At 63.6% G+C, this 24,657-nt stretch carries 21 protein-coding genes and 1 pseudogene; 10 read left to right on the forward strand and 12 right to left on the reverse strand.

The genetic code is table 11. The annotated features are described in order from the left end of the window. Window positions 1–223 precede the first annotated feature (223 nt). Both NKI49_RS12445 and NKI49_RS12450 read right to left on the reverse strand, forming a co-directional pair. A complete protein-coding gene (locus tag NKI49_RS12445) occupies window positions 224–619 on the reverse strand; it encodes an AGROH133_08824 family phage infection protein (protein ID WP_352606006.1) in 396 nt (131 codons plus the stop codon). Between the two features lie 94 nt (window positions 620–713). Continuing rightward, a complete protein-coding gene (locus NKI49_RS12450) occupies window positions 714–1,409 on the reverse strand; it encodes an aspartate/glutamate racemase family protein (RefSeq protein ID WP_352606008.1) in 696 nt (231 codons plus the stop codon). A 66-nt stretch (window positions 1,410–1,475) separates the two neighbouring features. On the opposite strand from NKI49_RS12450, the gene NKI49_RS12455 reads away from it, so the two are divergent. Both NKI49_RS12455 and NKI49_RS12460 read left to right on the forward strand, forming a co-directional pair. Beyond that, window positions 1,476–1,718 carry a type II toxin-antitoxin system Phd/YefM family antitoxin gene (locus tag NKI49_RS12455; RefSeq protein ID WP_352606010.1) on the forward strand — a complete coding sequence of 81 codons (243 nt, stop codon included), beginning with the start codon at window positions 1,476–1,478 and terminating at the stop codon, window positions 1,716–1,718. Continuing rightward, window positions 1,715–2,170 (forward strand): type II toxin-antitoxin system VapC family toxin, encoded by a 456-nt coding sequence (locus NKI49_RS12460; RefSeq protein ID WP_352606012.1) that lies wholly within the window; start codon window positions 1,715–1,717, stop codon window positions 2,168–2,170. The genes NKI49_RS12455 and NKI49_RS12460 overlap by 4 nt, the downstream gene beginning before the upstream one ends. A gap of 35 nt (window positions 2,171–2,205) precedes the next feature. On the opposite strand, the gene NKI49_RS12465 is transcribed toward NKI49_RS12460, so the two are convergent. Beyond that, complete coding sequence (locus NKI49_RS12465) at window positions 2,206–4,389, reverse strand: primosomal protein N' (protein WP_352606014.1); 2,184 nt, start codon at window positions 4,387–4,389, stop codon at window positions 2,206–2,208. Between the two features lie 90 nt (window positions 4,390–4,479). Here NKI49_RS12465 and fsa point away from each other — a divergent pair, with 90 nt between their 5' ends. Then, window positions 4,480–5,136, forward strand: a complete 657-nt coding sequence (gene fsa / locus NKI49_RS12470) for a fructose-6-phosphate aldolase (protein WP_027025515.1) — start codon at window positions 4,480–4,482, stop codon at window positions 5,134–5,136. Window positions 5,137–5,209: 73 nt separating this feature from the next. On the opposite strand, the gene NKI49_RS12475 is transcribed toward fsa, so the two are convergent. The 3 genes from NKI49_RS12475 to leuS form a co-directional block, all read right to left on the reverse strand. Continuing rightward, a complete protein-coding gene (locus NKI49_RS12475; RefSeq protein WP_352606016.1) occupies window positions 5,210–7,735 on the reverse strand; it encodes a DNA translocase FtsK in 2,526 nt (841 codons plus the stop codon). A 277-nt stretch (window positions 7,736–8,012) separates the two neighbouring features. Next, window positions 8,013–8,594 carry an LPS assembly lipoprotein LptE gene (locus NKI49_RS12480; RefSeq protein ID WP_352606018.1) on the reverse strand — a complete coding sequence of 194 codons (582 nt, stop codon included), beginning with the start codon at window positions 8,592–8,594 and terminating at the stop codon, window positions 8,013–8,015. Then, entirely contained in the window at window positions 8,581–11,205 is a 2,625-nt protein-coding gene (gene leuS / locus NKI49_RS12485) for a leucine--tRNA ligase (RefSeq protein ID WP_352606020.1), read from the reverse strand. The genes NKI49_RS12480 and leuS overlap by 14 nt, the downstream gene beginning before the upstream one ends. Window positions 11,206–11,359: 154 nt before the next feature. On the opposite strand from leuS, the gene NKI49_RS12490 reads away from it, so the two are divergent. Beyond that, window positions 11,360–12,022 carry a YggS family pyridoxal phosphate-dependent enzyme gene (locus tag NKI49_RS12490; protein WP_352606022.1) on the forward strand — a complete coding sequence of 221 codons (663 nt, stop codon included), beginning with the start codon at window positions 11,360–11,362 and terminating at the stop codon, window positions 12,020–12,022. 216 nt (window positions 12,023–12,238) lie between these two features. Continuing rightward, a complete protein-coding gene (locus NKI49_RS12495; RefSeq protein WP_352606024.1) occupies window positions 12,239–13,288 on the forward strand; it encodes an aldo/keto reductase in 1,050 nt (349 codons plus the stop codon). Window positions 13,289–13,340: 52 nt separating this feature from the next. Here NKI49_RS12495 and NKI49_RS12500 read toward each other — a convergent pair whose 3' ends face one another. Further along, window positions 13,341–14,249 carry a LysR family transcriptional regulator gene (locus NKI49_RS12500; protein WP_352606026.1) on the reverse strand — a complete coding sequence of 303 codons (909 nt, stop codon included), beginning with the start codon at window positions 14,247–14,249 and terminating at the stop codon, window positions 13,341–13,343. A 120-nt stretch (window positions 14,250–14,369) separates the two neighbouring features. On the opposite strand from NKI49_RS12500, the gene NKI49_RS12505 reads away from it, so the two are divergent. Both NKI49_RS12505 and NKI49_RS12510 read left to right on the forward strand, forming a co-directional pair. Beyond that, complete coding sequence (locus NKI49_RS12505; protein WP_352606028.1) at window positions 14,370–15,551, forward strand: MFS transporter; 1,182 nt, start codon at window positions 14,370–14,372, stop codon at window positions 15,549–15,551. Window positions 15,552–15,596: 45 nt separating this feature from the next. Beyond that, window positions 15,597–16,631, forward strand: coding sequence for an aldo/keto reductase (locus tag NKI49_RS12510; protein ID WP_352606030.1), 1,035 nt, complete (start codon window positions 15,597–15,599; stop codon window positions 16,629–16,631). A gap of 159 nt (window positions 16,632–16,790) precedes the next feature. Here the strand turns inward: NKI49_RS12510 and NKI49_RS12515 are convergent, their stop codons facing one another. Further along, window positions 16,791–17,063, reverse strand: coding sequence for an usg protein (locus tag NKI49_RS12515; protein ID WP_352606032.1), 273 nt, complete (start codon window positions 17,061–17,063; stop codon window positions 16,791–16,793). A gap of 304 nt (window positions 17,064–17,367) precedes the next feature. Here NKI49_RS12515 and acs point away from each other — a divergent pair, with 304 nt between their 5' ends. Both acs and NKI49_RS12525 read left to right on the forward strand, forming a co-directional pair. Continuing rightward, the gene (gene acs, locus NKI49_RS12520) at window positions 17,368–19,323 is read left to right on the forward strand and encodes an acetate--CoA ligase (RefSeq protein WP_352606034.1); all 1,956 of its coding nucleotides are present in this window, start codon (window positions 17,368–17,370) and stop codon (window positions 19,321–19,323) included. Then, the gene (locus tag NKI49_RS12525) at window positions 19,323–20,072 is read left to right on the forward strand and encodes an MOSC domain-containing protein (protein WP_352606036.1); all 750 of its coding nucleotides are present in this window, start codon (window positions 19,323–19,325) and stop codon (window positions 20,070–20,072) included. Before acs ends, NKI49_RS12525 begins: the two co-directional genes overlap by 1 nt. A gap of 63 nt (window positions 20,073–20,135) precedes the next feature. Here the strand turns inward: NKI49_RS12525 and NKI49_RS12530 are convergent. The 3 genes and pseudogenes from NKI49_RS12530 to NKI49_RS12540 all read right to left on the reverse strand — a co-directional run. Next, window positions 20,136–20,341: pseudogene (locus NKI49_RS12530) on the reverse strand (SAM-dependent methyltransferase); the annotation flags it as partial. A 396-nt stretch (window positions 20,342–20,737) separates the two neighbouring features. Beyond that, a complete protein-coding gene (locus tag NKI49_RS12535; protein ID WP_352606038.1) occupies window positions 20,738–22,162 on the reverse strand; it encodes a pilus assembly protein TadG-related protein in 1,425 nt (474 codons plus the stop codon). A gap of 335 nt (window positions 22,163–22,497) precedes the next feature. After that, window positions 22,498–23,367 (reverse strand): transglutaminase-like domain-containing protein, encoded by an 870-nt coding sequence (locus tag NKI49_RS12540; protein ID WP_352695642.1) that lies wholly within the window; start codon window positions 23,365–23,367, stop codon window positions 22,498–22,500. Window positions 23,368–23,541: 174 nt separating this feature from the next. Here NKI49_RS12540 and NKI49_RS12545 point away from each other — a divergent pair, with 174 nt between their 5' ends. Next, a complete protein-coding gene (locus NKI49_RS12545; RefSeq protein ID WP_352606042.1) occupies window positions 23,542–24,207 on the forward strand; it encodes an HAD-IA family hydrolase in 666 nt (221 codons plus the stop codon). A 184-nt stretch (window positions 24,208–24,391) separates the two neighbouring features. Here NKI49_RS12545 and NKI49_RS12550 read toward each other — a convergent pair whose 3' ends face one another. Continuing rightward, on the reverse strand, window positions 24,392–24,613 hold the full coding sequence (locus NKI49_RS12550) for a DUF1674 domain-containing protein (protein ID WP_027025533.1): 222 nt from the start codon (window positions 24,611–24,613) through the stop codon (window positions 24,392–24,394). Window positions 24,614–24,657: the final 44 nt, after the last annotated feature.

A 24,657-nucleotide genomic window follows, 5' to 3' on the forward strand; every position in this document is an offset into this window, starting at 1 on the left:
ACAGGCCGCAGATTGTTGGCGCGAGCGAAAACTCTGGCTAAATCTTTGACCTTACTGCATTTTTTCGAGCACGGAGGCGCGGCTTCCGCTATCCCCTGCCGAAAGTCGATTGCCGTCTAGCACAGGCATTTTAAGACCGCAATGCGTCGTTCCGTATGGTTTCAGGCACTATTGTCGCATCCGGCGAAAGACTCGTGCCTTCCTCCAGGCGATAGCCGCGGATTCAGGGCACGAAGCCGAAGGCAAAGGCGAGCGGCAAGGCCGCCAGCGCCAGCTCCACCACGATTGAAACCCAGTTGAAGGGTGTGTTGGCGCCGTCCGACATCATCGACAGCAGGCGGCCGAAGGCGGTGAACAGCCAGGAGAAGCCGAGCGCCATGTAGATAAGCGGCTGCGCCAGCAGGATGCAGCACAGGCCGACGCCGAGATAGAAGCCCGACATCCTGCCGCGCCCCTCGGCGATCGCCGCCGCCTTCTCCGGCTTGGCCTGCAAGCGCAGGACACGGAAGGCAAGACCCGGCGCCAGAAAGAACAAAAGGCCGAGCAGCACGGTGACGGCGGCGCTCGACCAGGCCAGCCATTCGCCCTGGCTCGTCGGCCACGGAAGTGCAAAATCCATCTCGTCCCCTCGAAATGCCTGTTTGAAATTCCGCGCATTCTAGCGAAGGAAAGAATGGATGCCAGATGGCTGCGGGCACTTTAGGAGGAGCGCATCAAGAGAGCGCGAACTCGACGGCGGCTTCGACATGGATGCGGGTCGTGTCGAACACCGGGATGTCGAAATCCTGCTGGCCGATGAGCATGGTGATCTCGGTGCAGCCCATGATGACGCTGTCGGCGGCCTCTTCGCGGCGCAGACGTTCAGTCTCTGTAATGTAGGCCGCCTTGGAGGCCTCGGTGAGGATGCCCTGGCACAGTTCCTCGTAGATGACGCGATGCACCATGTCGCGTCCGGCCGCATCGGGCACGACAGGTTGCAGACCATATTTGCCGGCAAGCCGGCCCTTGTAGAAATCCTGCTCCATTGTGAAGCGTGTCGCCAGCAGAGCCGGGCGCTGCATGCCGGCGCGCTTGATCGCCGCCGCCGTGGCGTCGGCGATGTGGATCAGCGGAATCGATACCGACGCCTGCACCTGATCGGCGAGCTTATGCATGGTGTTGGTGCACAAAAGCAGCCCTTCCGCGCCGCCGGCCTCAAGGTTGCGCGCGGCTTCGACCAGAAGCACGCCGGCGCCCTCCCAGTCGCCATGATGCTGCCGCTCGGCGATCTCGGCGAAGTCGAAGGACCAGAGCAGCAGTTTCGCCGAATGCAGCCCGCCGAGGCGCTCGCGCACGATCTCGTTCAGCAGCCGATAGTAGATGGCGGTCGATTCCCAACTCATGCCGCCCAGAAGGCCGAGGGTTTTCATCGATGCTGTTCCTTTGCTGCTCGAATACCTATATTTATGACCCCATGAGACCACAAGGAGGTTGCCGTGAAAACGATGCAGGTTAGGGAAGCCAAGGCAGGGTTCTCGGCGCTCGTCGAGGCCGCAGAGAGCGGCGAGCCCACCATTATCACAAAGCACGGCAAGCCAGCAGCGGCGGTCGTTTCGGTCGAGGACCTGCAAAAGCTTTATCCAACCAAGCGTCGAAACTTCGGAGAGTTTCTTCTGACCTATCCGGGAGGGATCGAGCTTGAAAGGAACGAGTCGCCGTCGCGGGATATCGATCTTTGAGCGGCTATCTTCTCGACACTTCCATCTTATCCGCGTTCGCGCCTGGCAGGCCGCCGCTTGCGAAAAACGTCGCAAACTGGATCGTAACGCAAGGTGAAAAACAAACGCTATTCATCTCCGTTATAGCGATCACCGAAATCGAGAAAGGCATACGCAGGCTCGATCGTGCCGGGGCCACAAACCGCGCGGACAGTCTCACTGCCTGGCTCAACGACACTATCGAAGGATTTGCAGATCAAATTCTGGGGATCAACGCCGATATAGCGCGAAAAGCGGGCCGAATGGAGGAAGCAGTCTCTGCGAAAGGGAAGAATCCAGGCCTGGCGGACATACTGATCGCTGCCACGGCGGCAGCAAATGGGCTCACCGTCATTACGGCAAACGTCAGGCATTTTGAAGCGCTTGACGTTTGGTGCTGGAACATACTGCAAGACCCGCCAGACCCCGACTGATCGATCTCTTTTTTACAAAAAAGGTCTGCGGGTTTTTACAAAAAGCTCTGCGGGTCGATGTCGACCTGCACCCGGACCGAGCCGCGCTGTTTCGGCCCGTTGGCCAGCATGGCACGGATGAAGCCTTGCATGTCGGCGCGCCGTTCGCCCTGGATCAGCAGGCGGAAGCGGTGGCGGCCGCCCAGCAACGACAGCGGCGCCTCCGCCGGACCCAGCACGAACAGGTCGGTGGCTTCAGGCGCGGCGCGGCGCAGGCCGCGTGCATGGCCCTCCGCTTCCGCCCGTGTCACCGCGCTGACGATGACGCCGGCGAGCCGGCCGAAGGGCGGCAGCGCCGCTCGTTCGCGCTCGGTGATCTCGCGTTCGTAAAAAGCCTCGGCATCGCCCGAGACGATCGCCCGCATCACCGGGTGGTCGGGCTGGAAGGTTTGCAGCAGGCCTAGGCTCTTCTTGCCGGTGCGGCCGGCTCGCCCGGTCACCTGGCTGAGCAGCTGGAAGGTACGCTCGGCGGCGCGCGGATCGCCATTGGCGAGACCGAGATCGGCATCGACGACGCCGACCAGGGTCATGTTGGGGAAGTTGTGGCCCTTGGCGACCAGCTGCGTGCCGATGACGATGTCGGCCTCGCCGTTTGCGATCGCCTCCAGCTCCAGCCGTAGCCGCCGCACGCCGCCCATCAGGTCGGACGACAGCACGATGGTGCGTGCGTCGGGAAAATGCGCGACCACCTCCTCGGCTATGCGCTCTACCCCCGGCCCGCAGGCGACCAGATGATCGAGCGTTCCGCATTCCGGACAGGCTTCGGGGCGGCGCTCATTGTGCCCGCAATGGTGGCAGACGAGCTGGCCGCGAAAGCGGTGCTCGACCAGCCAGGCCGAGCAGACCGGACAGCCGAAGCGGTGGCCGCAGACCCGGCACAGTGTCAGCGGCGCATAGCCGCGCCGGTTGAGGAAGAGCAGCGACTGCTCCTTCTTCTCCAGCGTCTGGCGCATATGGTCGAGCAGGACCGGCGACAGGAAGCCGCCCCGTGCCGGTGGCGCGCGCCGCATGTCGATCGCCTTGAGGTGAGGCAGCGCCGCCTCGGCGAAGCGAGCCGAAAGCACCGCCCTGGCGTAGCGGCCCTGGCTGGCGTTGACCCGGCTTTCGACCGATGGCGTCGCCGAAGCCAGCACCACCGGGAAACCGCCTATGTGGCCGCGCACCACCGCCATGTCGCGGGCATTGTAAAAGACGCGGTCTTCCTGCTTGTAGGCGGGGTCGTGCTCCTCGTCGACGACGATCAGACCAAGCTCCCTGAACGGCAGGAACAAAGCCGAGCGTGCGCCAGCGACGACGCGCACGCCGCCTTCCGCCACTTGCCGCCAGACCCGTTCGCGCATCCGCGGCGGCAGATCCGAATGCCATTCGCCCGGCTTGGCGCCGAAGCGCTGCTGGAAGCGCTCGAGAAACGCATGCGTCAGCGCGATTTCCGGCAAAAGGATCAGCACCTGCTTGCCCTGGTCGAGCGCCGCCGCCACCGCCTCGAAATAAACCTCCGTCTTGCCCGAGCCGGTGACGCCGTCGAGCAGCGCGACGCTGAAGGAAGCCGCTGCGACATTGGCGCGCAGCATCGATGCCGCGTCGCTCTGGTCCGGCATCAGCTCCGGCACGGCATAGCTGGAGTCAGGCGCGGCCACCACCGGGCGCGGTGGAATCATCACCGTCTCGAACACGCCTTGCGCCTTGAGGCCCTCGACCACCGTCGACGATACGCCGGCGGCATGGGCGAGGCCGGATCGCGTCCAGGCAAGCCCGCCTTCGGCGGTCTCCAGCACACGCGCTCGCGCATCCGTCATCCGATCGGGAGCGAGAAGCGTGCGCTGCAGCCCCTCGATCCATGGTTCGGGGTCGAAAGCCTCCGGCGCCCTGAGCAGCATGCGGGCCACCATGCCCGGCGGCGACAGCGTGTACTGCGCCACCCAGTCGACGAAGCGGCGCATGGCGCGGTCGATCGGCGGGCAGTCGAAGACCTGCTCGATGGGGCGCAGCTTTTTCGCGTCGACCCTCTCGACCGCGCCATCCCAGACGATGCCGGCGACCTGGCGCGGCCCAAGCGGCACGCGCACGATCGACCCCGGCACCACGCGCATGCCGGCCGGCACGGCGTAGGTGTAGGGGCGTTCGGCCGGCATCGGCACCAGCACCGGCGCGGCCGCGACAAAGGGCGAATCTTCGATCATGAGGCGTGACCTTGCCCCGACTTTGGTCTAGAGCAAAGGCCGACGCTGAACGTGCCCAGCCCGCACGATAAAATCTTCAGGAGACCCACCATGAAATTTTTTGTCGACACCGCCGATATCAAGGATATCCGTGAGCTCAACGATCTGGGACTGCTCGACGGCGTCACCACCAATCCCTCGCTTATCCTAAAATCGGGTGGCAAGATCTCCGAGGTCACCAAACAGATCTGCGATATCGTCGCAGGGCCGGTTTCGGCGGAAGTCGTGGCGACCGAGTACAAGGACATGATGGCGGAGGCCGAGGTGCTGGCCAAGATCGCGCCCAATGTCTGCATCAAGGTGCCGCTGACGCTGGACGGCCTCAAGGCCTGCAAGACGATCCGCACTCAGATGAACCGCATGGTCAACGTCACATTGTGCTTCTCGGCCAATCAGGCGCTGCTCGCCGCCAAGGCCGGCGCCTCCTTCATCTCGCCCTTCGTCGGCCGCATCGACGACACCGGCTCGGACGGTATGGAGTTGATCCAGGAGATCCGGCAGATCTACGACAACTACGATTTCCAGACCGAGATCCTGACCGCATCGGTGCGCACGGTAAACCACGTCAAGCAGGCGGCCCTCATCGGCGCCGACGTCATCACCGCGCCGCCGGCGACGCTGAAGGCACTGGTCAAGCATCCGCTGACCGACAAGGGCCTGGAAGCGTTCCTCGCCGACTGGGCCAAGACCGGCCAGAAGATCAGCTGAGACCATTCCACTTTGCAAAAAAGACCGGGCAACCGGTCTTTTTTTGTGCGCGGTGCGGATCAGGGCCTGCCGATCAGTCCGTACCCGCATCGTCGGGCGCCGTTACCGGCTGACGCCGGCCCATGATGATCTCGCGTTTGCCGACGTGGTTGGGTGCGCCGACCAACCCTTCCTTCTCCATGCGCTCGACCAGTGAAGCGGCGCGGTTGTAACCGATGCCGAGGCGACGCTGGATGTAGGACGTCGAACACTTCTTGTCGCGCAACACGACCTTGACCGCCTCGTCGTAGATGGAATCGCTGTCCTCGGCTGCAACGGAGCCCTTGTCGAAGACCGCTCCCTGGTCGCCCTCGTCTACCTCTTCATCCTCGTCGGCAGTCACGGTTTCCAGATATTCGGGGCGGCCCTGTGCCTTCAGATGCGCCACGACATGCTCGACCTCCACATCCGAGACAAAGGGACCGTGCACGCGCGCGATGCGACCGCCACCCATCATGTGCAGCATGTCGCCCTGGCCAAGCAGCTGCTCGGCACCCTGCTCGCCCAGGATGGTGCGGCTGTCGATCTTGGAGGTGACCTGGAAGGAGATCCGGGTCGGGAAGTTGGCCTTGATCGTGCCGGTGATGACATCGACGGAAGGGCGCTGAGTTGCCATGATCAGGTGGATGCCGGCCGCGCGCGCCATCTGTGCCAGGCGCTGGATGGCGCCTTCGATCTCCTTGCCGGCGACCATCATCAGGTCGGCCATTTCGTCGACGATGACGACAATGTAGGGCATCGGCGCAAGGTCGATTTCCTGCTGTTCGAAGAGGGGTTCGCCGGTGCCCTTCTCGAAGCCGGCCTGCACGGTCATGACGACCGCCTCGCCCTTGTCGCGGGCAGCGGCCGCGCGCTCGTTGTAGCCGTCGATATTGCGGACGCCGAGCCGGGCCATCTTGCGATATCGGTCTTCCATCTCGCGCACTGCCCATTTGAGTGCGGTGACGGCCTTTTTGGGGTCCGTGACGACGGGGGTCAAAAGATGCGGAATGCCGTCATAGACGGAGAGTTCGAGCATCTTGGGATCGACCATGATCAGCCGGCATTCTTCCGGTTTCAGCCGATAGAGCAACGACAGGATCATCGTATTGATGGCAACCGACTTGCCTGAGCCGGTCGTGCCGGCGACCAGCAGGTGGGGCATCTTCGCCAATTCGGCGATCACAGGCTCGCCGCCGATCGTCTTGCCGAGGCAAAGCGCCAGCTTGCAGCTGGTTTTGCGGAAACCCTGCGATTCGATCAGTTCGCGGAAATAGACGGTCTCGCGGGTTTCATTCGGAAGCTCGATGCCGATGACGTTGCGGCCGGGCACGACGGCCACGCGTGCTGAAACCGCCGACATGGAGCGGGCGATATCGTCGGCTAGACCAATGACGCGGGAGGATTTGACGCCTGGCGCCGGCTCGAACTCATAGAGGGTGACGACCGGGCCGGGGCGAACATGGATGATCTCGCCGCGTACGCCGAAATCCTCCAGCACGCTTTCCAGAAGATCGGCATTCTGCTCAAGCCGCTCCTGCGACATGTAGAAGCCCTGCCCTTCCGGCGGCTGCTGTAGCAGCTCTTCCGAGGGAAGCTCGTAGGCCGCTCCAGTCGTCGACCGGACGATTCGGCCGACCTTGGGCAACGGCGAAGATATCCGCACGGCCGCACCCGGGACGGTCTCCTGCGAGCCTTGCGCGACCGGGACAGGGACGCTTTCAGCCGGCTGGACCGCGGCTTCGTTCGAGTTGGCTGGACGGGCATCCGGCAGGGCAACCGAGGCTTGCAGGCCTGGCAGGCATTCGATGACACGAAACAACGAAGTGGGATCCGCCGCGGGCCCATGGTGAATGTCGGCCCGTTCGGCGACGACCGGCCCGGCTGGGCGCGGAGCTGGGGCAGACCGCGACACCGGCGACGGACTTTCGATCATGTAGGGCGCCATGACCTCGAAAAACACGTGATCCGACAGATAGGGCCAGCGCGCTTTTTTGCGACCTGTTGCCTTGACCGGCATCCCAGTTCCCGGGGCGGACACTGCCCGCGTGAATGCATGTTGCGATGCGGCTACCTCGGCGGGCGGAACAGCCGGCGCCTTTTGACCGGCACGCCCTGGCGCAACGGATGCCGCCGCCTGGGCCGATGGCGTTGCATGCATCGCGGCTCTGCTGCCGGCAAGCGGCCGGGCGGCCTCCGGACCGGAGTGCCGGCTCGTCGAGGCCGATGACGAGGAGGAGGGTCTCGCCGCTGCTACTGGCTGTGCGATTGCTTGCTGCATTGAGGGCTCCAGCGGTTCGCTTTGCTCGACAGCAATCTGGTCGTGCTGCGGGCGAAGCGTCCTGGCCTCATAGTCCGGCGTGCGCGTGAACCGCACATTCGGCGCCAGGAAGAAGTAATCCTGCCAGGCGGGGCTTTCATTGCCGCCGAGATCGACAAACGGCGCGGAATTGCCGGTTCTGGATGCGCCCGGCTGCCGGCCGTCCGCATTGTCGCCCATACCGCCGAAACGCCCTGCCGCGGGATCATCGGGCGAAGCTGTCTTCAATGAATTGACCCGAGGAAAACGCCTGGATTCCATGCTCAAGACTCACTCTGAAACGTCTGTCGAGCAATAGGGAGCGAGTGGTTAACAGTTGCTTCCCGCCGGCTCCGCTGCAACGATTGGAGCGCATCTTTTGCGGCGATGTCGGCGATCGGTTCGAGCGGTCCAATCGTCGTTCCACGATCACCCATTCATCCGGCTGGAATGGGTGAGCTGAAGGTCATGCCGTTGGCCGTCGCAAGGCGACCGAGGAACCAAGGTCTACATATCGTGGGGAGGCACCAGGTAGCCGGCGCGTTTCGCCTGATACGCTCTAGCCCGCCGTCTTGCCGTGCCTGACCAGGTCCTGGGCGATGGATAGCTGCAGCGCCTCGGCCAATTCGCGCGCGGCACGATTCTCGGCATCGATCTGCGCCCGGTACGAGGCAAATTCCTGACGCGGCCTATCGAAGGACGAGGTGATCGAACGCTTGCCGACCGCGATGACGACACCGGTCTTCGCATCGGTCAGCGTATAGCCGGCGGTCAGCGTCACCGAACCGGCGGTCGGCTCGTCCTGGTCGGTTCCGACCTGCACGAGTGCCGAGGATTCGACGGCTTCGGTCACACCGAGACTGAGTGAGTAGGCGGGCGAGACCGGCTCGCCGGCGCCGCGTCCAAACCCGAAGATCAAGTTGTTGCGCACCTGTTGGGCGTAACGCGTGTTGACCGGCTTGACGGCGATCGATGCCAGTTCGGCATTGGCGCTGGTCGAGCCGGTCGACAGCGGCGCGTTGGAATAAAGCGGCCGCACCGTGCAGGCCGAGGCAAGCGTCAGCGAGCCGATAAGGCCGGCAAGCGCCACGCGGCGCAGCAAACGGCTGACGTCTGTCTTTTCCCGATCAGGCAACGACATTGACGATCCTCTGCGGCACGATGATCACCTTGCGCGGTGTCTTACCCTCGAGTGCTTTCTGCACGAAGTCGAGAGCCAATACCGCTTTTTCGACCGCACCTTGATCCGCGTCGCGGGCAATTGTCAAATCCCCGCGCTTCTTGCCGTTGACCTGGATCGGATAGGTGACGTCGTTGTCGACGACCAGCGCCGGATCGAACACCGGCCACGGCCGTTCGGCGACCAGATCGGTTCCGCCGAGCGCCTCCCAGCACTCCTCGGCGAGATGCGGCATGACCGGCGCGACCAGATGCACTAGGATCTCCACGGCCTCGCGGCAGGCGGCCTTCAGCGCCGAATCCGCCTTGTCTTCCGCCACCTCGTTGAGCGGCGCGGTCAGCGCATTGGCCAGTTCGTAGATGCGCGCGATGGCCCGGTTGAAGCCGAGCTTCTCGATATCCTCGCCGACCGCCTTCAGGATCTTGTGCGTCGCCTTGGAAACTGCTCCGGCCTCGCCGGCGCCAGCCGTGGCAGGCTTGACGCCCGCCAGCGTTTCGGCCGCGGTCGACACTAGGCGCCAGATGCGCTGCATGAAGCGGTGCGCGCCGGCGGCGCCATCGTCGGTCCACTCGACGTCGCGCTCGGGCGGCGAATCCGAAAGCATGAACCAGCGTGCCGTGTCGGCTCCGTAGCCATCTGTGATGTCTTCCGGGCTCACCGTGTTCTTCTTCGACTTCGACATCTTCTCGAGCGGGCCGATCGTCACGTCCTCGCCGGTGGCGATCTCGACGGCGCGGCGCTTGCCGTCGACATCCTCCAGCCGCACCTCGGACGGCGCCAGCCAGCGGCCATTCGATGCCGAGCCGACGCGGTAGGTTTCGTGCACCACCATGCCTTGCGTGAACAGGCCTTTGAACGGCTCGGCCAAGTCGACATGGCCGGTTTCGCGCATGGCGCGGGTGAAGAAGCGCGAATAGAGCAGATGCAGGATCGCGTGCTCGATGCCGCCAATATACTGGTCGACCGGCAGCCACTCGTTGGCCGCCTTGGGATCGGTCGGCTCATGCGCCCAGGGCGCGGTGAAGCGGGCGAAATACCAGGAGGAATCGACGAACGTGTCCATCGTGTCGGTTTCGCGGCGCGCGTCCCTGCCGCATTGCGGGCACGTCACATGCCGCCAGGTCGGATGCCGGTCGAGCGGATTGCCCGGCCGGTCGAAATCGACATCGTCGGGCAGCTTGACCGGCAGATCGGCCTTCGGCACCGGCACGACACCACAATCCTCGCAATGGATCATCGGGATCGGGCAGCCCCAGTAGCGCTGGCGCGAAATGCCCCAGTCGCGCAGGCGGAAGTTCACCTTGCGCTCGGCCATTGGCCGGTTGCCGATCGTCTTCTGCTCCAGGAGCTTCGCCACTTCGTCGAATGCCTCCGGCGGCTTCATGCCGTCGAGGAAGCGTGAATTGATCATCACGCCGTCGCCGTCATAGGCTTCTTCGGTGATCTGGAACGTCTTCGCGTCGGCGCCTTCCGGCATCACCACCGGGATCACCGGCAGGCCGTATTTGTTGGCGAAGTCGAGGTCGCGCTGGTCGCCCGACGGGCAGCCGAAGATAGCGCCGGTACCGTATTCCATCAGCACGAAATTGGCGACGTAGACCGGCAGCGTCCAGCTGTCGTCGAACGGATGAACGACGCGGATTCCGGTGTCGAAGCCTTTCTTCTCGGCTGTCTCCAGCGCCGCCGCCGAGGTGCCCATGTGCCGGACCTCCTCGATGAACTTGCCCAGCGCCGGATTGCTCTCGGCGGCTTTTCTGGCCAGCGGATGGTCGGCGGCGACAGCCATGAAAGAGGCGCCGAAGATGGTGTCGGGCCTTGTCGTGTAGACTTCCAGCTCATGTTCGTCCGCTATCGGCGCGGCCAGCGGCCAGCGGATCAGCAGGCCTTCCGAGCGGCCGATCCAGTTCTGCTGCATCAGCTTCACTTTTTCGGGCCATTCGTCGAGGCCTTCGAGCGAATCCAGCAAGTCCTGCGCAAAGTCGGTGATCTTGAAGAACCACTGCGTCAGCTCGCGTTGTTCGACCAGCGCGCCCGAGCGCCAGCCGCGCCCGTCGATGACCTGCTCGTTGGCGAGCACGGTCATGTCCTCCGGATCCCAGTTCACCTTGGAGGATTTGCGCGTCACCAGCCCCTTCTCGACGAAATCGAGGAACAGCATTTGCTGGCGGTGATAATAGTCGACGTCGCAGGTGGCGAATTCTCGCGCCCAGTCCAGCGACAGGCCCATGACCTTGAGTTGCTCGCGCATGGTGGCGATGTTCTGGTAGGTCCATTCCTTGGGATGGACCTTGTTCTGCATCGCCGCGTTCTCGGCCGGCATGCCGAAAGCGTCCCAGCCCATCGGATGCAGCACGTTGAAGCCCTTGGCCCGCTTGTAGCGTGCCACCACGTCGCCCATCGTGTAGTTGCGGGTGTGGCCGATATGGATGCGTCCCGACGGATAGGGGAACATCTCCAGCACGAAGTATTTCGGACGCGGATCGTCATTGTGCGCTTCGAACAGCTTCCTGGCGGCCCAGGCCTTCTGCCATTTGGGTTCTGACGCGCGCGGATTGTATCGTTCGGTTGCCATGGGACGTTTTTCACTTAAAAGCATGCGCGGACTGCTGGCGGCTGCTCGGCAATCCAGGGAATGTGGTCCGGGTGTTCACCATGGTTTGGCAAACCCGTCAACCATATGGGTATCGCGTCTGACAAAAACGCGGGTCAAACAGCAGGATTTAGACATGAGCGACACCGTTCAGCAGTTTTTCGCGGTAAAGGCGAAGATCGCCGCCGCCGAGCGCGAGGCTGGTCGCGAAGCCGGCGCGGTGACGCTGGTCGCGGTGTCGAAGACCTTTGATCCCGCCGACATCAGCCCGGTCATCGAGGCCGGCCAGCGCGTCTTCGGCGAAAACCGGGTGCAGGAGGCGCAAGGCAAGTGGCCGGCGCTAAAGGCGGTTTTTCCGGATGTCGAGCTGCATCTGATCGGCCCGCTGCAATCGAACAAGGCAAAAGAGGCGGTGGCGCTATTCGACGTCATCGAAACGGTCGACCGCGAGAAGATCGCCGCCGAACTCGCCAAGGAGATCGCCAGGCAGGGCCGCGCGCCAAGACTCTACATCCAGGTCAACACCGGCTCCGAGCCGCAAAAGGCCGGCATCGAGCCGCGCGACGCCGTCGCCTTCGTCGCACGCTGCCGCGATGTCCATAGTCTCGCCATTGAAGGCCTGATGTGCATTCCGCCGGCCGACGAGAACCCCGGCCCGCATTTCGCCCTGCTGGAAAAATTGGCGCGGGAGGCCGGTGTCGCAAAACTATCGATGGGCATGTCCGGCGATTACGAGACGGCGATCGCCTTCGGCGCCACCAGCGTCCGGGTAGGCTCGGCTATTTTCGGCAGCCGGTAAAAACCATCCGCTCTGCGGTGGGCCGAGTGGGACGACGAATTTGTCGAGGAGGTCAGTCGCCGCCCGAACACAATGATCCGAGCGGTCCATCTCCGATAAGTTTCGGCACCAGCGGCAAGAATGGTCCAGTTCGACCGGTCCATTGCGCCAATGGTTGAAACGAAACGTGCCGTTCCTATTTGTTTGTGCCATCACAAACTCTCTGGAGCTTCCATCATGCGTTACAACCAGCTTGGAAATACGGGGATGTTCGTCTCCGAACTCTGCCTCGGCACCATGACTTTCGGCGCCGCTGGGCAGAATGCCCAATGGGGCCTGATTGCCAGTCTCGACCAGAAGGGCGTCAACGAGATCGTTGCCCGCTCCATTGCCGCGGGCGTCAATTTCTTCGACACCGCCGATGTGTATTCCTTCGGCGCCTCCGAGAAGCTGCTCGGACAGTCGATCAAGGACCTCGGCATCAATCGGCAGGATGTGATCGTCGCCACCAAGGTCTACGGCGCCATGGGCGAAGGCCCGAACCAGCGCGGCTCCTCGCGCGGTCACATCATGGACTCGGTCGATGCCAGCCTCGAACGGCTGCAGCTCGACCACATCGACCTCTATCAACTGCACGGCACCGACACGGTGACGCCTATCGACGAAACCTTGCGGGCGCTGGACGATCTGGTTGCCAGCGGCAAAGTCCGCTACGTCGGCGTTTCCAATTGGGCGGCCTGGCGCATCGCCAAGGCGCTCGGCATCGCCGACCGCAAGGGTTTTGCCCGCTTCGAGACCGTCCAGTCCTATTATTCGATCGCCGGACGCGATCTCGAGCGCGAGATCGTGCCGCTCATCAACGAGGAGAAGCTTGGGCTGATGGTGTGGTCGCCGATGGCCGGTGGCCTGCTCTCCGGCAAATATGGCCCGGGCGCGCCCGGCAATGGCGAGGGTCGCCGCGCGTCCTTCAACTTTCCGCCGGTCAACGAGGACCGAGCCTGGGCAGCGGTCGCCGTCATGCGCGAGATCGCTGGAAAGCACGGTGTGAGCGTCGCCACGGTGGCGCTCGGCTATGTCCTGGCCAAGCCCTTTGTGATGAGCGTCATTATCGGCGCCAGCCGCATGGACCAGCTCGAGCAGAACCTGGCCGCAACGCAGTTGAAGCTCGACACCGGCGATCTCGCCCGCCTCGACGAGGTCAGCGCCTTGCCGGCCGAATATCCCGGCTGGATGCTGGAGCGTCAAGCCGCCGGCCGGCGCCCGGCGCCGTTCACCCCGAAGGCATAACGCTCGGCCCAAGACAAATATCCCGGGAGCCGGTCGGCTCCCGGGAACCCTGTCAGGTCAGCCGGACGCTTTCCCCGAGGAAATCAAGGAAGACCCGTACCCGCGCCGGCAGATGTCGGCCCTGGCCGACATAGACGGCGTGGGTTGCCTCCTCGTCGCCCGGATTAAACGCCTCCAGCAGCGGCACCAGCCGGCCTGCCGCGATATCGGCCGCCACATGCCAGCGCGCCAGCCTGGAGACGCCGGCCCCGGCCAGCGTCATCAGCCGCATCGCCTCGCCGTCGCTGACCAGCGTGTTCCCCGTGATCGGGATCATGATGGTGCTTCCGGCCGCGTCGAGGAACGGCCAGCCGTCGACATGCCTGACGAAACCGAAGCCCATGCGATTGTGCCTGTCGAGATCGGCCGGCGTCAGCGGCAAGCCGTGCGCCTCGATATAAGAGGGCGCGGCAACCACCACCACCGGGCTTTGCCCGAGCTTTCGTGCCACCAGCCGTGATTCGCCGAGCGGCCCGGCACGGATGGCAACGTCCGCGCGTTCCGCCATCAGGTCGATGACGCTGTCGCTCAGCACCAGATCGACCGAAATCTCGGGATAGCGATCGAGGAATTGCGGCAGAAGCGGAACCAGCCGGTGCACTCCGAAGGGAACGTAGGTGTTGACGCGCAGCCGTCCGCGCGGTGCCGCGCCCGCAGCCGCCTCGCGCTCGGCCGCCGCGATGTCGGCCAGGATGCGCAGCCCGCTATCGTAGAACGCGGTTCCCTCGGGCGTCAGTTGCAGCTTGCGCGTCGAGCGGCTGACCAGTCGCGCGCCAAGCCGCATTTCCAGCCGCGCGATCAGCTTGCTGACTGCGGACGGCGTCATGCGCAGTTCCCGCGCCGCTGCCGAAAAGCTGCCCGTCTCGACGACGCGCACGAACACTTCGATCTCGCCGGAGCGATTGATATCGGGCCTAGCCATTTGTGAATCTATTTCACAGAAAATGTGCCCAGCGCAAGTCTGGTTCACAGCGCATGGCGACACGATCTTCCGGGTCTGGGCGCGGGACGGCGCCTCTTCGCCGTCGAAGTGGAAATCGCCATGCCTCTTGCTCTCTATGCCCTCGCCGCTGGTGCCTTCGGCATCGGTGTCACCGAATTCGTCATCATGGGTTTGCTGCTCGACGTCAGCAAGGACCTCGGCGTCTCGATCTCGGCCGCCGGCCAGCTCATTTCCGGCTACGCGCTGGGCGTTGTCATCGGCGCGCCGCTGCTCACCATCGCCACCGGCAATTGGCCACGCAAGACCGTGCTTCTGGCGCTGATGGCGATATTCACGCTCGGCAATCTCGCCTGCGCGATGGCGCCCGGCTATTGGACGCTGATGGGCGCCCGCATCATCACCGCCTTTGCCCATGGCACTTTCTTCGGCGTCGGCTCGGTGGTCGCCACCGGGCTGGTCGCGCCCAACAAGAAAGCCTCGGCGATCGCGCTGATGTTCACCGGCCTGACCATCGCCAACATCCTCGGCGTGCCCTTCGGCACCTGGCTCGGCCAGGCCTTCGGCTGGCGCGCGACCTTCTGGGCGGTAACCCTGGTTGGCCTGGCCGCCTTCGCCGTCATCTTGGCTCTGGTGCCGCGCAGCGAGGCGTCGCCCGGAAACAGCGACCTGCGCGCCGATCTCGCCGTGCTGCGCCGCACGCCGGTCCTGCTCGGCCTCCCAACCACCGTGCTCGGCTATGCCGGCGTCTTCGCCGTCTTCACCTACATCGCCCCGTTGCTGACCGAGATCAGCGGCTTCCAGGAGACGGCGGTGTCGCCGATCCTGCTCGTCTTCGGCGGCGGTCTCATCGCCGGCAATCTCGCCGGCGGCAAGGTCGCCGATCGTTGGCTGATACCAGCCGTGCTGGGCAGTCTCGTCGTGCTGGCCCTGGTGCTCGCCACCATGAGCTTCGCCATCCACAATCAGGTGATGGCCGTCATCTATGTCGGCCTGCTCGGTGCCGCCGCCTTCGCCACCGTGGCCCCATTGCAGATGTGGGTGCTGGAAAAGGCGCAAGGTGCCGGCCAGAGCCTCGCCTCGTCCTTCAACATCGCCGCCTTCAATCTCGGCAACGCCGCCGGCGCCTGGCTCGGCGGCGCGGTCATCGCCCATGGTCTCGGCCTCGGTGCGCTCACCTGGGTCGCCGCCTTGCTGCCAGTCGCGGCGCTCGGCGTGGCGGGACTGGCGCTACGCCTCGATCGCGGCCGGACGCTCGGCGCACCGGCCTCCGTGCGCTCATAGGGCTCGCCCGCAAAATCCGTTTTCGACATCATCAAGGAGTAAAAAATGGACTATCGACGTCTCGGTGCATCGGGCCTGAAAGTGCCCGCACTTTCGTTCGGCGCAGGAACCTTCGGCGGCTCCGGCCCGCTGTTCGGCGCCTGGGGCAATAGCGACGCCAGGGAAGCGCGGCGGCTCATCGACATCTGCCTCGAAGCCAGCGTCAATCTGTTCGACACCGCCGACGTTTATTCGAGCGGCGCCTCGGAACAAGTGCTTGGTGAGGCCATCAAGGGCCGGCGCGATGCCGTGCTGATCTCGACCAAGACCGCGCTGCCGACGGGCGACGGGCCGGCCGACTACGGCTCCTCGCGTTCGCGGCTGATCAGATCGGTCGAAGACGCGCTGAAGCGTCTCGGCACCGACTACATCGACCTGTTGCAGTTGCACGCCTTCGATGCCGGCACGCCGATCGAGGAAGTCCTGTCGACGCTGCACGAGCTCGTGCGCGCCGGCAAGCTGCGCTATGTCGGCGTCTCCAATTTCTCCGGCTGGCAAGTGATGAAGTCGCTTGGACTGGCCGACCGGCACGGCTATCCACGCTATGTCGCGCATCAGGTCTACTATTCGCTGGTCGGCCGCGACTACGAGTGGGAGCTGATGCCGCTCGGCCTCGACCAGGGTGTCGGCGCGCTGGTGTGGAGTCCGCTCGGCTGGGGCCGCCTGACCGGCAAGATCCGCCGCGGACAGCCCCTGCCGGAAAAGAGCCGGCTGCACGACACCGCGAGTTTCGGCCCGCCGGTCGCGGACGAACATCTCTACAGGGTCGTGGACGCGCTCGACGCGGTGGCGGAGGAAACCGGCAAGACGGTGCCGCAGATCGCCACCAATTGGTTGCTGCAACGCCCGGCCGTTTCCTCCGTCATCATCGGCGCCCGCAACGAGGAGCAATTGCGCCAGAACCTCGGCGCGGTCGGCTGGAATTTAACGCCGGAGCAGATGAGAAAGCTCGATGCGGCAAGCGAGGTCACCGCGCCCTATCCATATTTTCCTTATCGCCGGCAGGAAGGCTTTGCCAGGCTTAACCCGCCGGCGGTGTGAACCCGTCGCGGTCGTTCATTTTGGGATAGGGCAGCCGGAACCCCAACTTCGTCATCCACGGGCGGAGCAGCCGCGAAGCGGCGTCGCGAAGACCCGAGGATGACGAAGTCATTGATGTTTTCCGCCAATCGCCAGGGTCAAAACTTCTGCGCCAAGAAACTAATGCAGCACGAACTCGCCATCCACCTTGCGCCATTCGTTCGGCGCGATCAGCTTCTGGTGGGTGTAGCTGACCGAATGCAGCGGCCCGTCCAGCTTGGCCTTCCAGAACTCGATGAACTTGATCAGCACCGGAAATTGCGGCGCCAGATCGTAGTCCTGCCAGATGAAGCTCTGCAAGAGATGCGGATGGTCCGGGAAGTGATAAAGAATCTTGGCCGTGGTCAGGCCATAGCCCCTGAGCATCAGGTCCATTTCGGAATGATCGCGCATGCCGGTCCCCAAATTGATTCTCCTTTCCTCCCGACACCGGATTGTGCGCGCCGTTGCTTAACTGTCTATTGATTTTTTCTTGATCGAGAAGGGGTTTTCCGCGCGAAAACACGTAGTTAGCAGCGGCATCGGCTGAGTGCTGACAGCCCGGGCAAAGCCGCCTGCGGCATCCCGCCGCGCGAATCCAACGTCTAATGTTGCCGTCACCGCGGAACTGGTAATAATGCCGCGGAATTCGCGGCCGGGTCGCCGTGATCCCGCTGGCATTTCAAGTCGGCGATTGGTTTGGGAGGAAAGTCAGGAAATGTCCGAGGTTCATGTCCACCGCGTTCAGCCGGCGTGGAAAAAAGACGCGCTGATCGACAACGACACTTACCTGAAATGGTATGCCGACAGCGTCAAGAACCCGGACAAGTTCTGGGGCAAGCACGGCAAGCGGATCGACTGGTTCAAGCCCTTCGGCAAGGTCAAGAACACCTCCTTCGACGGCAAGGTCTCGATCAAATGGTTCGAGGACGGGCAGACCAACGTTTCCTATAACTGCATCGACCGCCATTTGAAGAAACGCGGCAACCAGACCGCCATCATCTGGGAAGGCGACAACCCCTACGACGACAGGAAGATCACCTACAACGAGCTCTACGCGCATGTCTGCCGTTTCGCCAATGTGCTGAAGAAGCATGGCGTCAAGAAGGGCGACCGCGTCACGATCTACATGCCGATGATCCCGGAAGCCGCGTATGCGATGCTCGCCTGCACGCGTGTCGGCGCCATCCACTCGGTGGTCTTCGGCGGCTTCTCGCCAGATGCGCTCGCAGGGCGTATCGACGACTGCAGGTCCACCATTGTCATAACCGCCGATGAGGGCCTGCGTGGCGGCAAGGCGATCCCCCTGAAAGAGAACACCGACAAGGCGGTCGAGATCGCCGGCAAGGCCGGCACAAAGGTCGACAAGGTGGTGGTCGTGCGCCGCACCGGCGGCAAGGTCGGCTGGGTGCCGGGCCGCGACGTCTGGTACCACGACGAAGCCGCGACGGTGAAAGCCGAATGCAAACCCGAGAAGATGAAGGCGGAAGATCCGCTGTTCATCCTCTACACGTCTGGCTCGACCGGCAAGCCGAAAGGCGTGCTGCATACCACTGCCGGATATCTCGTCTATGTCTCGATGACGCATCAATACGTCTTCGACTACCATGACGGCGATATCTACTGGTGCACCGCCGATGTCGGCTGGGTCACCGGCCACAGCTACATCGTCTATGGACCGCTGGCCAACGGCGCCACCACGCTGATGTTCGAAGGCGTGCCGAACTATCCCTCGCAGTCGCGCTTCTGGGAAGTTATCGACAAGCACAAGGTCAACATCTTTTATACCGCGCCGACCGCGTTGCGCGCGCTGATGGGCGCCGGCGACGCCCATGTGAAGAAGACGTCGCGCAAGTCGCTGCGCGTGCTGGGTTCGGTCGGCGAGCCGATCAATCCGGAAGCCTGGGAGTGGTATTTCAACGTCGTCGGCAACGGCAAGGTGCCGGTCGTCGATACCTGGTGGCAGACCGAGACCGGCGGGATCCTGATCACGCCGTTGCCGGGCGCCACCGACCTCAAGGCAGGCTCGGCGACGCGGCCTTTCTTCGGCATCAAGCCGCAGTTGGTCGACGGCGAGGGCAAGGTGCTGGAAGGGGCGGCCGACGGCAATCTTTGCATAGCCGATTCCTGGCCCGGTCAGATGCGCACCGTCTATGGCGATCACGACCGGTTCGTGCAGACCTATTTTTCGAACTACAAGGGAAAATACTTCACCGGCGACGGCTGTCGCCGCGACGCCGACGGCTATTACTGGATCACTGGCCGCGTCGACGACGTCATCAATGTCTCCGGTCACCGCATGGGCACGGCCGAAGTGGAATCGGCGCTCGTGAGCCACGACAAGGTTTCGGAAGCCGCCGTCGTCGGCTATCCCCACGACATCAAGGGCCAGGGCATCTACTGCTATGTCACGCTGATGGCCGGTGAACAACCGAGCGAGGAATTGCGCAAGGAACTCATCGCCCATGTCCGCAAGGAAATCGGCGCCATCGCCTCGCCCGACAAGATCCAGTTCGCGCCCGGCCTGCCCAAGACGCGCTCGGGCAAGATCATGCGCCGCATCCTGCGCAAGATCGCCGAGGACGATTTTGCCGCCCTTGGAGATACCTCGACCCTCGCCGATCCGGCCGTCGTCGACGATCTGGTAGCCAACCGGCAGAACAAGAAGGGCTGATGCAGGACGAGGCCTTGCTGGGCACTGTCGGCGAACTCTGGCGCTATCCGGCAAGTTCGCTTGCCGGCGAACGCCTGGATGCGCTCACGATCGGGCTCGAAAGCATCGACGGGGACCGCATGTTCGGCCTCGTCGATGCCGCCGACAATGAGATCGCCCGGCCCGACCGCGAAGCGAAATGGCACAAGGTGCCGCGCATCCGCACCCGGCTGGCGGCCGGCAGCGAGCTGGAGGTCGCCGTGCCCGGCGGCGACTGGCTGGCCGCACCCGGCGCCGAAAGCGACTCCGCTATTTCGGCCCATCTCGGCTTCGAGGCGTCGATCCGGCCGTTTCGCCGGGAAAACGCTCCTCCCGGCTATTCCGGTCCGCTGACGACGGAACGCTATCGCAAGGCCCCGGTCCACCTTCTGACCACGGCCTCGCTGGCGCGTCTGAAGGCGCTGCATCCCGAGGGCACCGTGGATCCGCGCCGCTTCCGCCCCAACATTGTCGTCGACACGAAGCCGGTCGAAGGCTCGTTTCCGGAAACCGAATGGATCGGCCGCAAGCTGGCGGTTGGCGATCTCTTGCTCACCATCTCGGAGCCGTGCCGCCGCTGCGGCTTCACCATCATCGCCCAGGACGGCTTCGACCACGAGCCGGCGATCCTGCGCAATCTGGTCCGCCACAATGCGCACAATCTCGGCGTCTATTGCACCGTCGACCAGCCGGCCAGCGTCAAGGTCGGTGACGCGATTCGTTTCCGGTAATCACCGATAAAGGTCGGCCCGCGTCGGCGGCAGCCCGCTCGGCCCCCGCGCGCGCTTGGTGGCGACGGTCTTGGAGATCCACATCTCGATCAGCGTCGAGAAAGAGGGCCGGCGCACCATCCGCCAGACGATATCTGGTCGTTGATGACAAGCACGGGACCGCTGGCCGGACCGATCCGTTCGCCGGTCCACAGCCTGACCGCGAAACCCGGCTTCAGCGTTTCGACAACCGTCCGAACGATCCGGGCGGCCTTGTCGGCTGCGTCCATGCCACTCCTCCCGGAACAATGGCGCGACCCGGCAAGACCTTGCCCGTCAGATCAGTCAATAGCAACCTGCCGCGGCGCGGAAGCTCGCTCGGTCGGCTATTTCGAACCCGGCATCTTGTCTTTTGCTGCAATGCACTCCATCATTGGTATGTGTTCAACAAATCGAAAGGAGGTGATCCGATGTCGAGTGATTTCGTTTTCCAGAACGTGGCCTCAGCGGATTGCACTTTCGGGAAGCAGTCTTCCCGTTAAGGCGCGAGATGCGCGGCTGGTGACCTCATGGGTCGCCGCCACAGGCCGCGCCATGGACGGAAACACGGAAGGCCGCCAGCTTCGAGAGAAGCGGCGGCCTTTTCCTTTGGCCAACTCCACCAGGCCCATCTGCTGCTCAGAATTTCATTTGGCGACGGTCAGTCGCTCGATGTTCTCCACGATGGCTTTGAAAGCGTCCTCCAATTCTGGACCCGTCGCGGCCTCATAATAGTGTCTCAGCGAGGACGTGTCCGCAGTGGAGCAGTCCTTGAGAACACTCTTTGCCTGATCCCTCTCGGTCGCCGTCATGGACGGATCGTCCAGGTCGAAGCCGATCGTGAAAATCTCGATGCCGTCGCGCTTCATGTTATCGCAAATGCCTTCGGCATTGCCTCGCGACATCTGGCCGGCATTCTGCGATCTTGGGGCACCGCGCCCGCCCGCAAAGGCGGTGTTGAACTGGCCGTCCGTCATCAGGATGGCGACCTTCCCGACTTTCTTGACGTCGAAATTGGCGGGCCCGGCGCCCAGCCTGGCATCGACGATGGCGGAGCGCCAGGAAGGGGAGAGCATGTAATAGCCCCATTGCACTGCGATGCCACCGGCAGTCACGCCACCCGCCCGGAAATCGGCAATCGTGTCGAGCAGTTTCTGCTTGTCCGCCGTCAACGGAATCAGTTCCGGCCTCGGGCAGCTGTCCATGTGATCGTCGCGATTTACCCTGGCCAAATAGGTTTTGCCTTGTTTGTTCAGGCGTGGCTCGGTCGGTGCGTCGGACGAATAATCGGCATAGCCGTCCTTGTCCTTGCGCTCGGTGGCACATTTGTCGGGAGCCGTCGGACCTGACGACACTAGGACCGGCGTGTTCTCCACCGGCGGCGGCACGTCCGAGCCACCCGCTTGCTCGACGAAAACGCTATCCGACAGGCCGCCGGTATTCACCGCTTCGGCATAAGGAACAATGGCCACGCGCACGCGCGGCTTTTTTGGATCGATGTTGTTGTCCAGAAGATCCTCGACAGCGCTCGAAGCGGCGTTTCGCAGGTCGCCGATCTTGTCCGTCTTGGCCCGCCAGTTGGCGGCCATCGACCCCGTCACATCGAGCATCATCGCCACTTCGATGGTTTTGTCGGAATAGAGCGCCGTCGTCGAGGCGGTGACGCGTTTGGTATCGCCGGTGCCAAAAATCGGGAAGAACAAGGCGACATCGACATGAGCGTCGGCCTGCACTGTATTGGCGGTCCTGTCGACGATCAGCCTGTCCAGCACGATCTGGTCGGCTTGCAGAATGCCTGCCGTGCTGTTGGCGTCGAGAAAGGTCTGCACCGACTTGTTGGCGTCGGCTTCCTTGATGACGCCGGTCGTCAGGTCGCGTGCCGTCGACGTCACCGCGGCGTCGACCATGCCTTGCAGGCTCGATCTGGCATTGTAGAGCTGCGAGATATTGACCGAGAAGCCGGCGACCAGCGCCAAGACCGAGGCAGCAAAGCCGAACAGGACCGCGAAATTTCCACCGCGATGTCTGGCGAATCCCCCGACCGCGTGAACAAGACCCCCGTAATTCCGCATCCTACAACCTCCGCATGCCTCGGCCTCGTCGCCGCGGGCAGGCCAATGCAGGATTCCGGCCGGATGCGGTCGCCAGGCGCCGGAACGCGCCCAGACGCCATCAACCATTTGTTTTTGTTTGCCTTCGCCCTTTGCGAAGGTGAACGATTGGTAAACAGGAAAACACGGATGCACGCGCGTTTACGAGCCGCTTACCATGCTCAAGACCCTGTGGTCGCGGAGTGCTCGGCGGCGTCCCGCTGCGGCACAGTGCGTCTGTGCCGAAGCGGACCAACTGTCCCAAAGGTGCAGGACCAGAATGGTGCGCGAACGACTGAGGTGTAATGAGGGTCAGGTCAGGCCAGCATCTGCGCGCTGATCGTCCGATCGATGGCGTGATGGGGCGGTTTGAACAGATTGCTCTCCTGTTCGTAGGTCCACACCTTGAACCGGCTCAGCCGATGCGCGCCGAAACTATGGAGCAGCGGCACGTCGATGGCGTCGCGGCCGCGCGCGATGACGACGCGGCCGATCCTTGGCATGTTGTGGCGTGGATCGAACGTGTACCACTTGTCCTCGAGGAACACCTCCAGCCAGGCGGAGAAGTCCATCGGCGCCGGATCGACCGGTACGCCGATGTCGCCGAGATAGCCGTTCACATAGCGCGCCGGAATGTTCATGCAGCGGCAGAGCGTGATCGCCAGATGCGCGAAGTCGCCACAGACCCCGACCCGTTCCTCGTGCGCCTGCGCCGCCGTGCGGGTCGAACGCGCATAGCCGTAGCCGAAGGACAGCCGGCTGTGCACATAGTCGACGATCGCCTGCACCCGCGCCCAGCCTGGCGGGAGATGGCCGAAAAGCTGCCAGGCAAGATTGCTCAGATGATCGGTCTCGCAATAGCGGCTGCCCAGGAGATAGCCGAGCACCTCGTCCGGCAATTCCGCTACCGGCACTTCCCTGGCCAGTGTGTTGACCTCATCGGGCTGGCCGCTGTCCTCGACCACTGCGTCGTACAGGATGCGAAAGCCGCCGGCAGGTGCGGTGAAACGGCGGCAGGCATTGCCATGCGGATCGCGGTAGAGCCTGGTCGGCACCGCAGGCGATGTCAGCACGCGCGTCTGTCTCTTGATGTCGGCCTGCCTGTCGCTGTGGATCTCGAGCAACGAAATCACCGGCGTCGCCTGGACACATTCGATGGCGATTTCATAGCCGAGCCGTATCAGCATCGCGAGCCCCCCTCGATCATCATGGAAAAGCAAACATGACCGAAACGCCGGAAGGAGGACGCGGTTCCCTGGACCTTCCGAAAAGGCGGCGGCGCGCCTTCCCATGCCCGCGGCTTGACGCTACGGTCAGCCCCTCCCTCGACCACCACGCCCCCCCCGGATCCAAGGAAAATCATGTACGCAGGCAGAAAATTCGCCGCCTTCCTCTTCGACATGGACGGCACGCTCATCAATTCCATCGCCTCGGCCGAACGGGTTTGGAGCGACTGGGCGCGCCGCCAGGGCCTCGACGTCGCGGCCTTCCTGCCGACGATCCATGGCGTGCGGGCGATCGAGACGATCACCGGCCTGGCACTTCCGGGCGTCGATCCGGCGCATGAGGCCGATCTGCTGCTGAAGGCCGAGGCCGCAGACCTGGATGGCATCGTTCAGATCGCCAGCGCCGCGGCGTTTCTCAATGCGCTCCCGCCGGAGCGCTGGGCGATCGTAACCTCGGCGCCCCGCGAACTGGCGCTGTTGCGGATGAGGGCTGCCGGCATTCCGGTTCCGGCCGTGCTCGTGGCGGCGGAAGATGTTTCCCGCGGCAAGCCGGCGCCCGATTGCTTTCGGCTAGGCGCCGAACGGCTCGGCTTCGATGCGCGCGATTGCCTGGTGTTCGAGGATGCTCCGGCCGGCATAGCGGCGGCCGAGGCGGCGGGCGCCGCGGTCATGGTGATCAACGCCACGCACCAGCATCCAATGGCGACCCGGCATGCGGCGATCGCAGGTTACGACACGATCGGCATCACCGTCGACGAGCATGGCTGGATCGCACTCGAGCCGCAACTCAGCGCCGCCTAAAGATGTAATGCAACGCCCTCTCAAGTTGTGTTGAGATTCAGGCAAGGTGTGTTGAGATTCAGGTCAGGCCGAATCGAAAGCGATGGTTTCCGAGAACCGGAGCGGAGCGTACTAAAGTACGTGAGCACCGGAAGCGCAGGAAACCAACGCTTGCAGGCCGGCCTCACCTGAATAGCAGCATACCTTAGAAATCGCTGGTCAGGCCCTTGACCTCCCAGTCGCCATAGCGACCGGGCTCCTTGCCGCCACGGCCGCCGATTTCCCGGGGCAGCGAGGCTTCCTTCCGGCGATACTCCTGTCGGCGGGCCTCGGCTTCCGCCAGCGCGCGGCGGGCGGCGGGCGACAGCGCCTTTGGCGGCACCTCGTCATTCCTGTCGGGAGGCATTTTACTGGTTTCGTCGTTCATGCGATATTTCCGGCGGATTGAAACAGCAACAGGCGTTTCCCATC

This window comes from Mesorhizobium sp. M0587, assembly GCF_040320945.1.
Classification (GTDB): domain Bacteria; phylum Pseudomonadota; class Alphaproteobacteria; order Rhizobiales; family Rhizobiaceae; genus Mesorhizobium.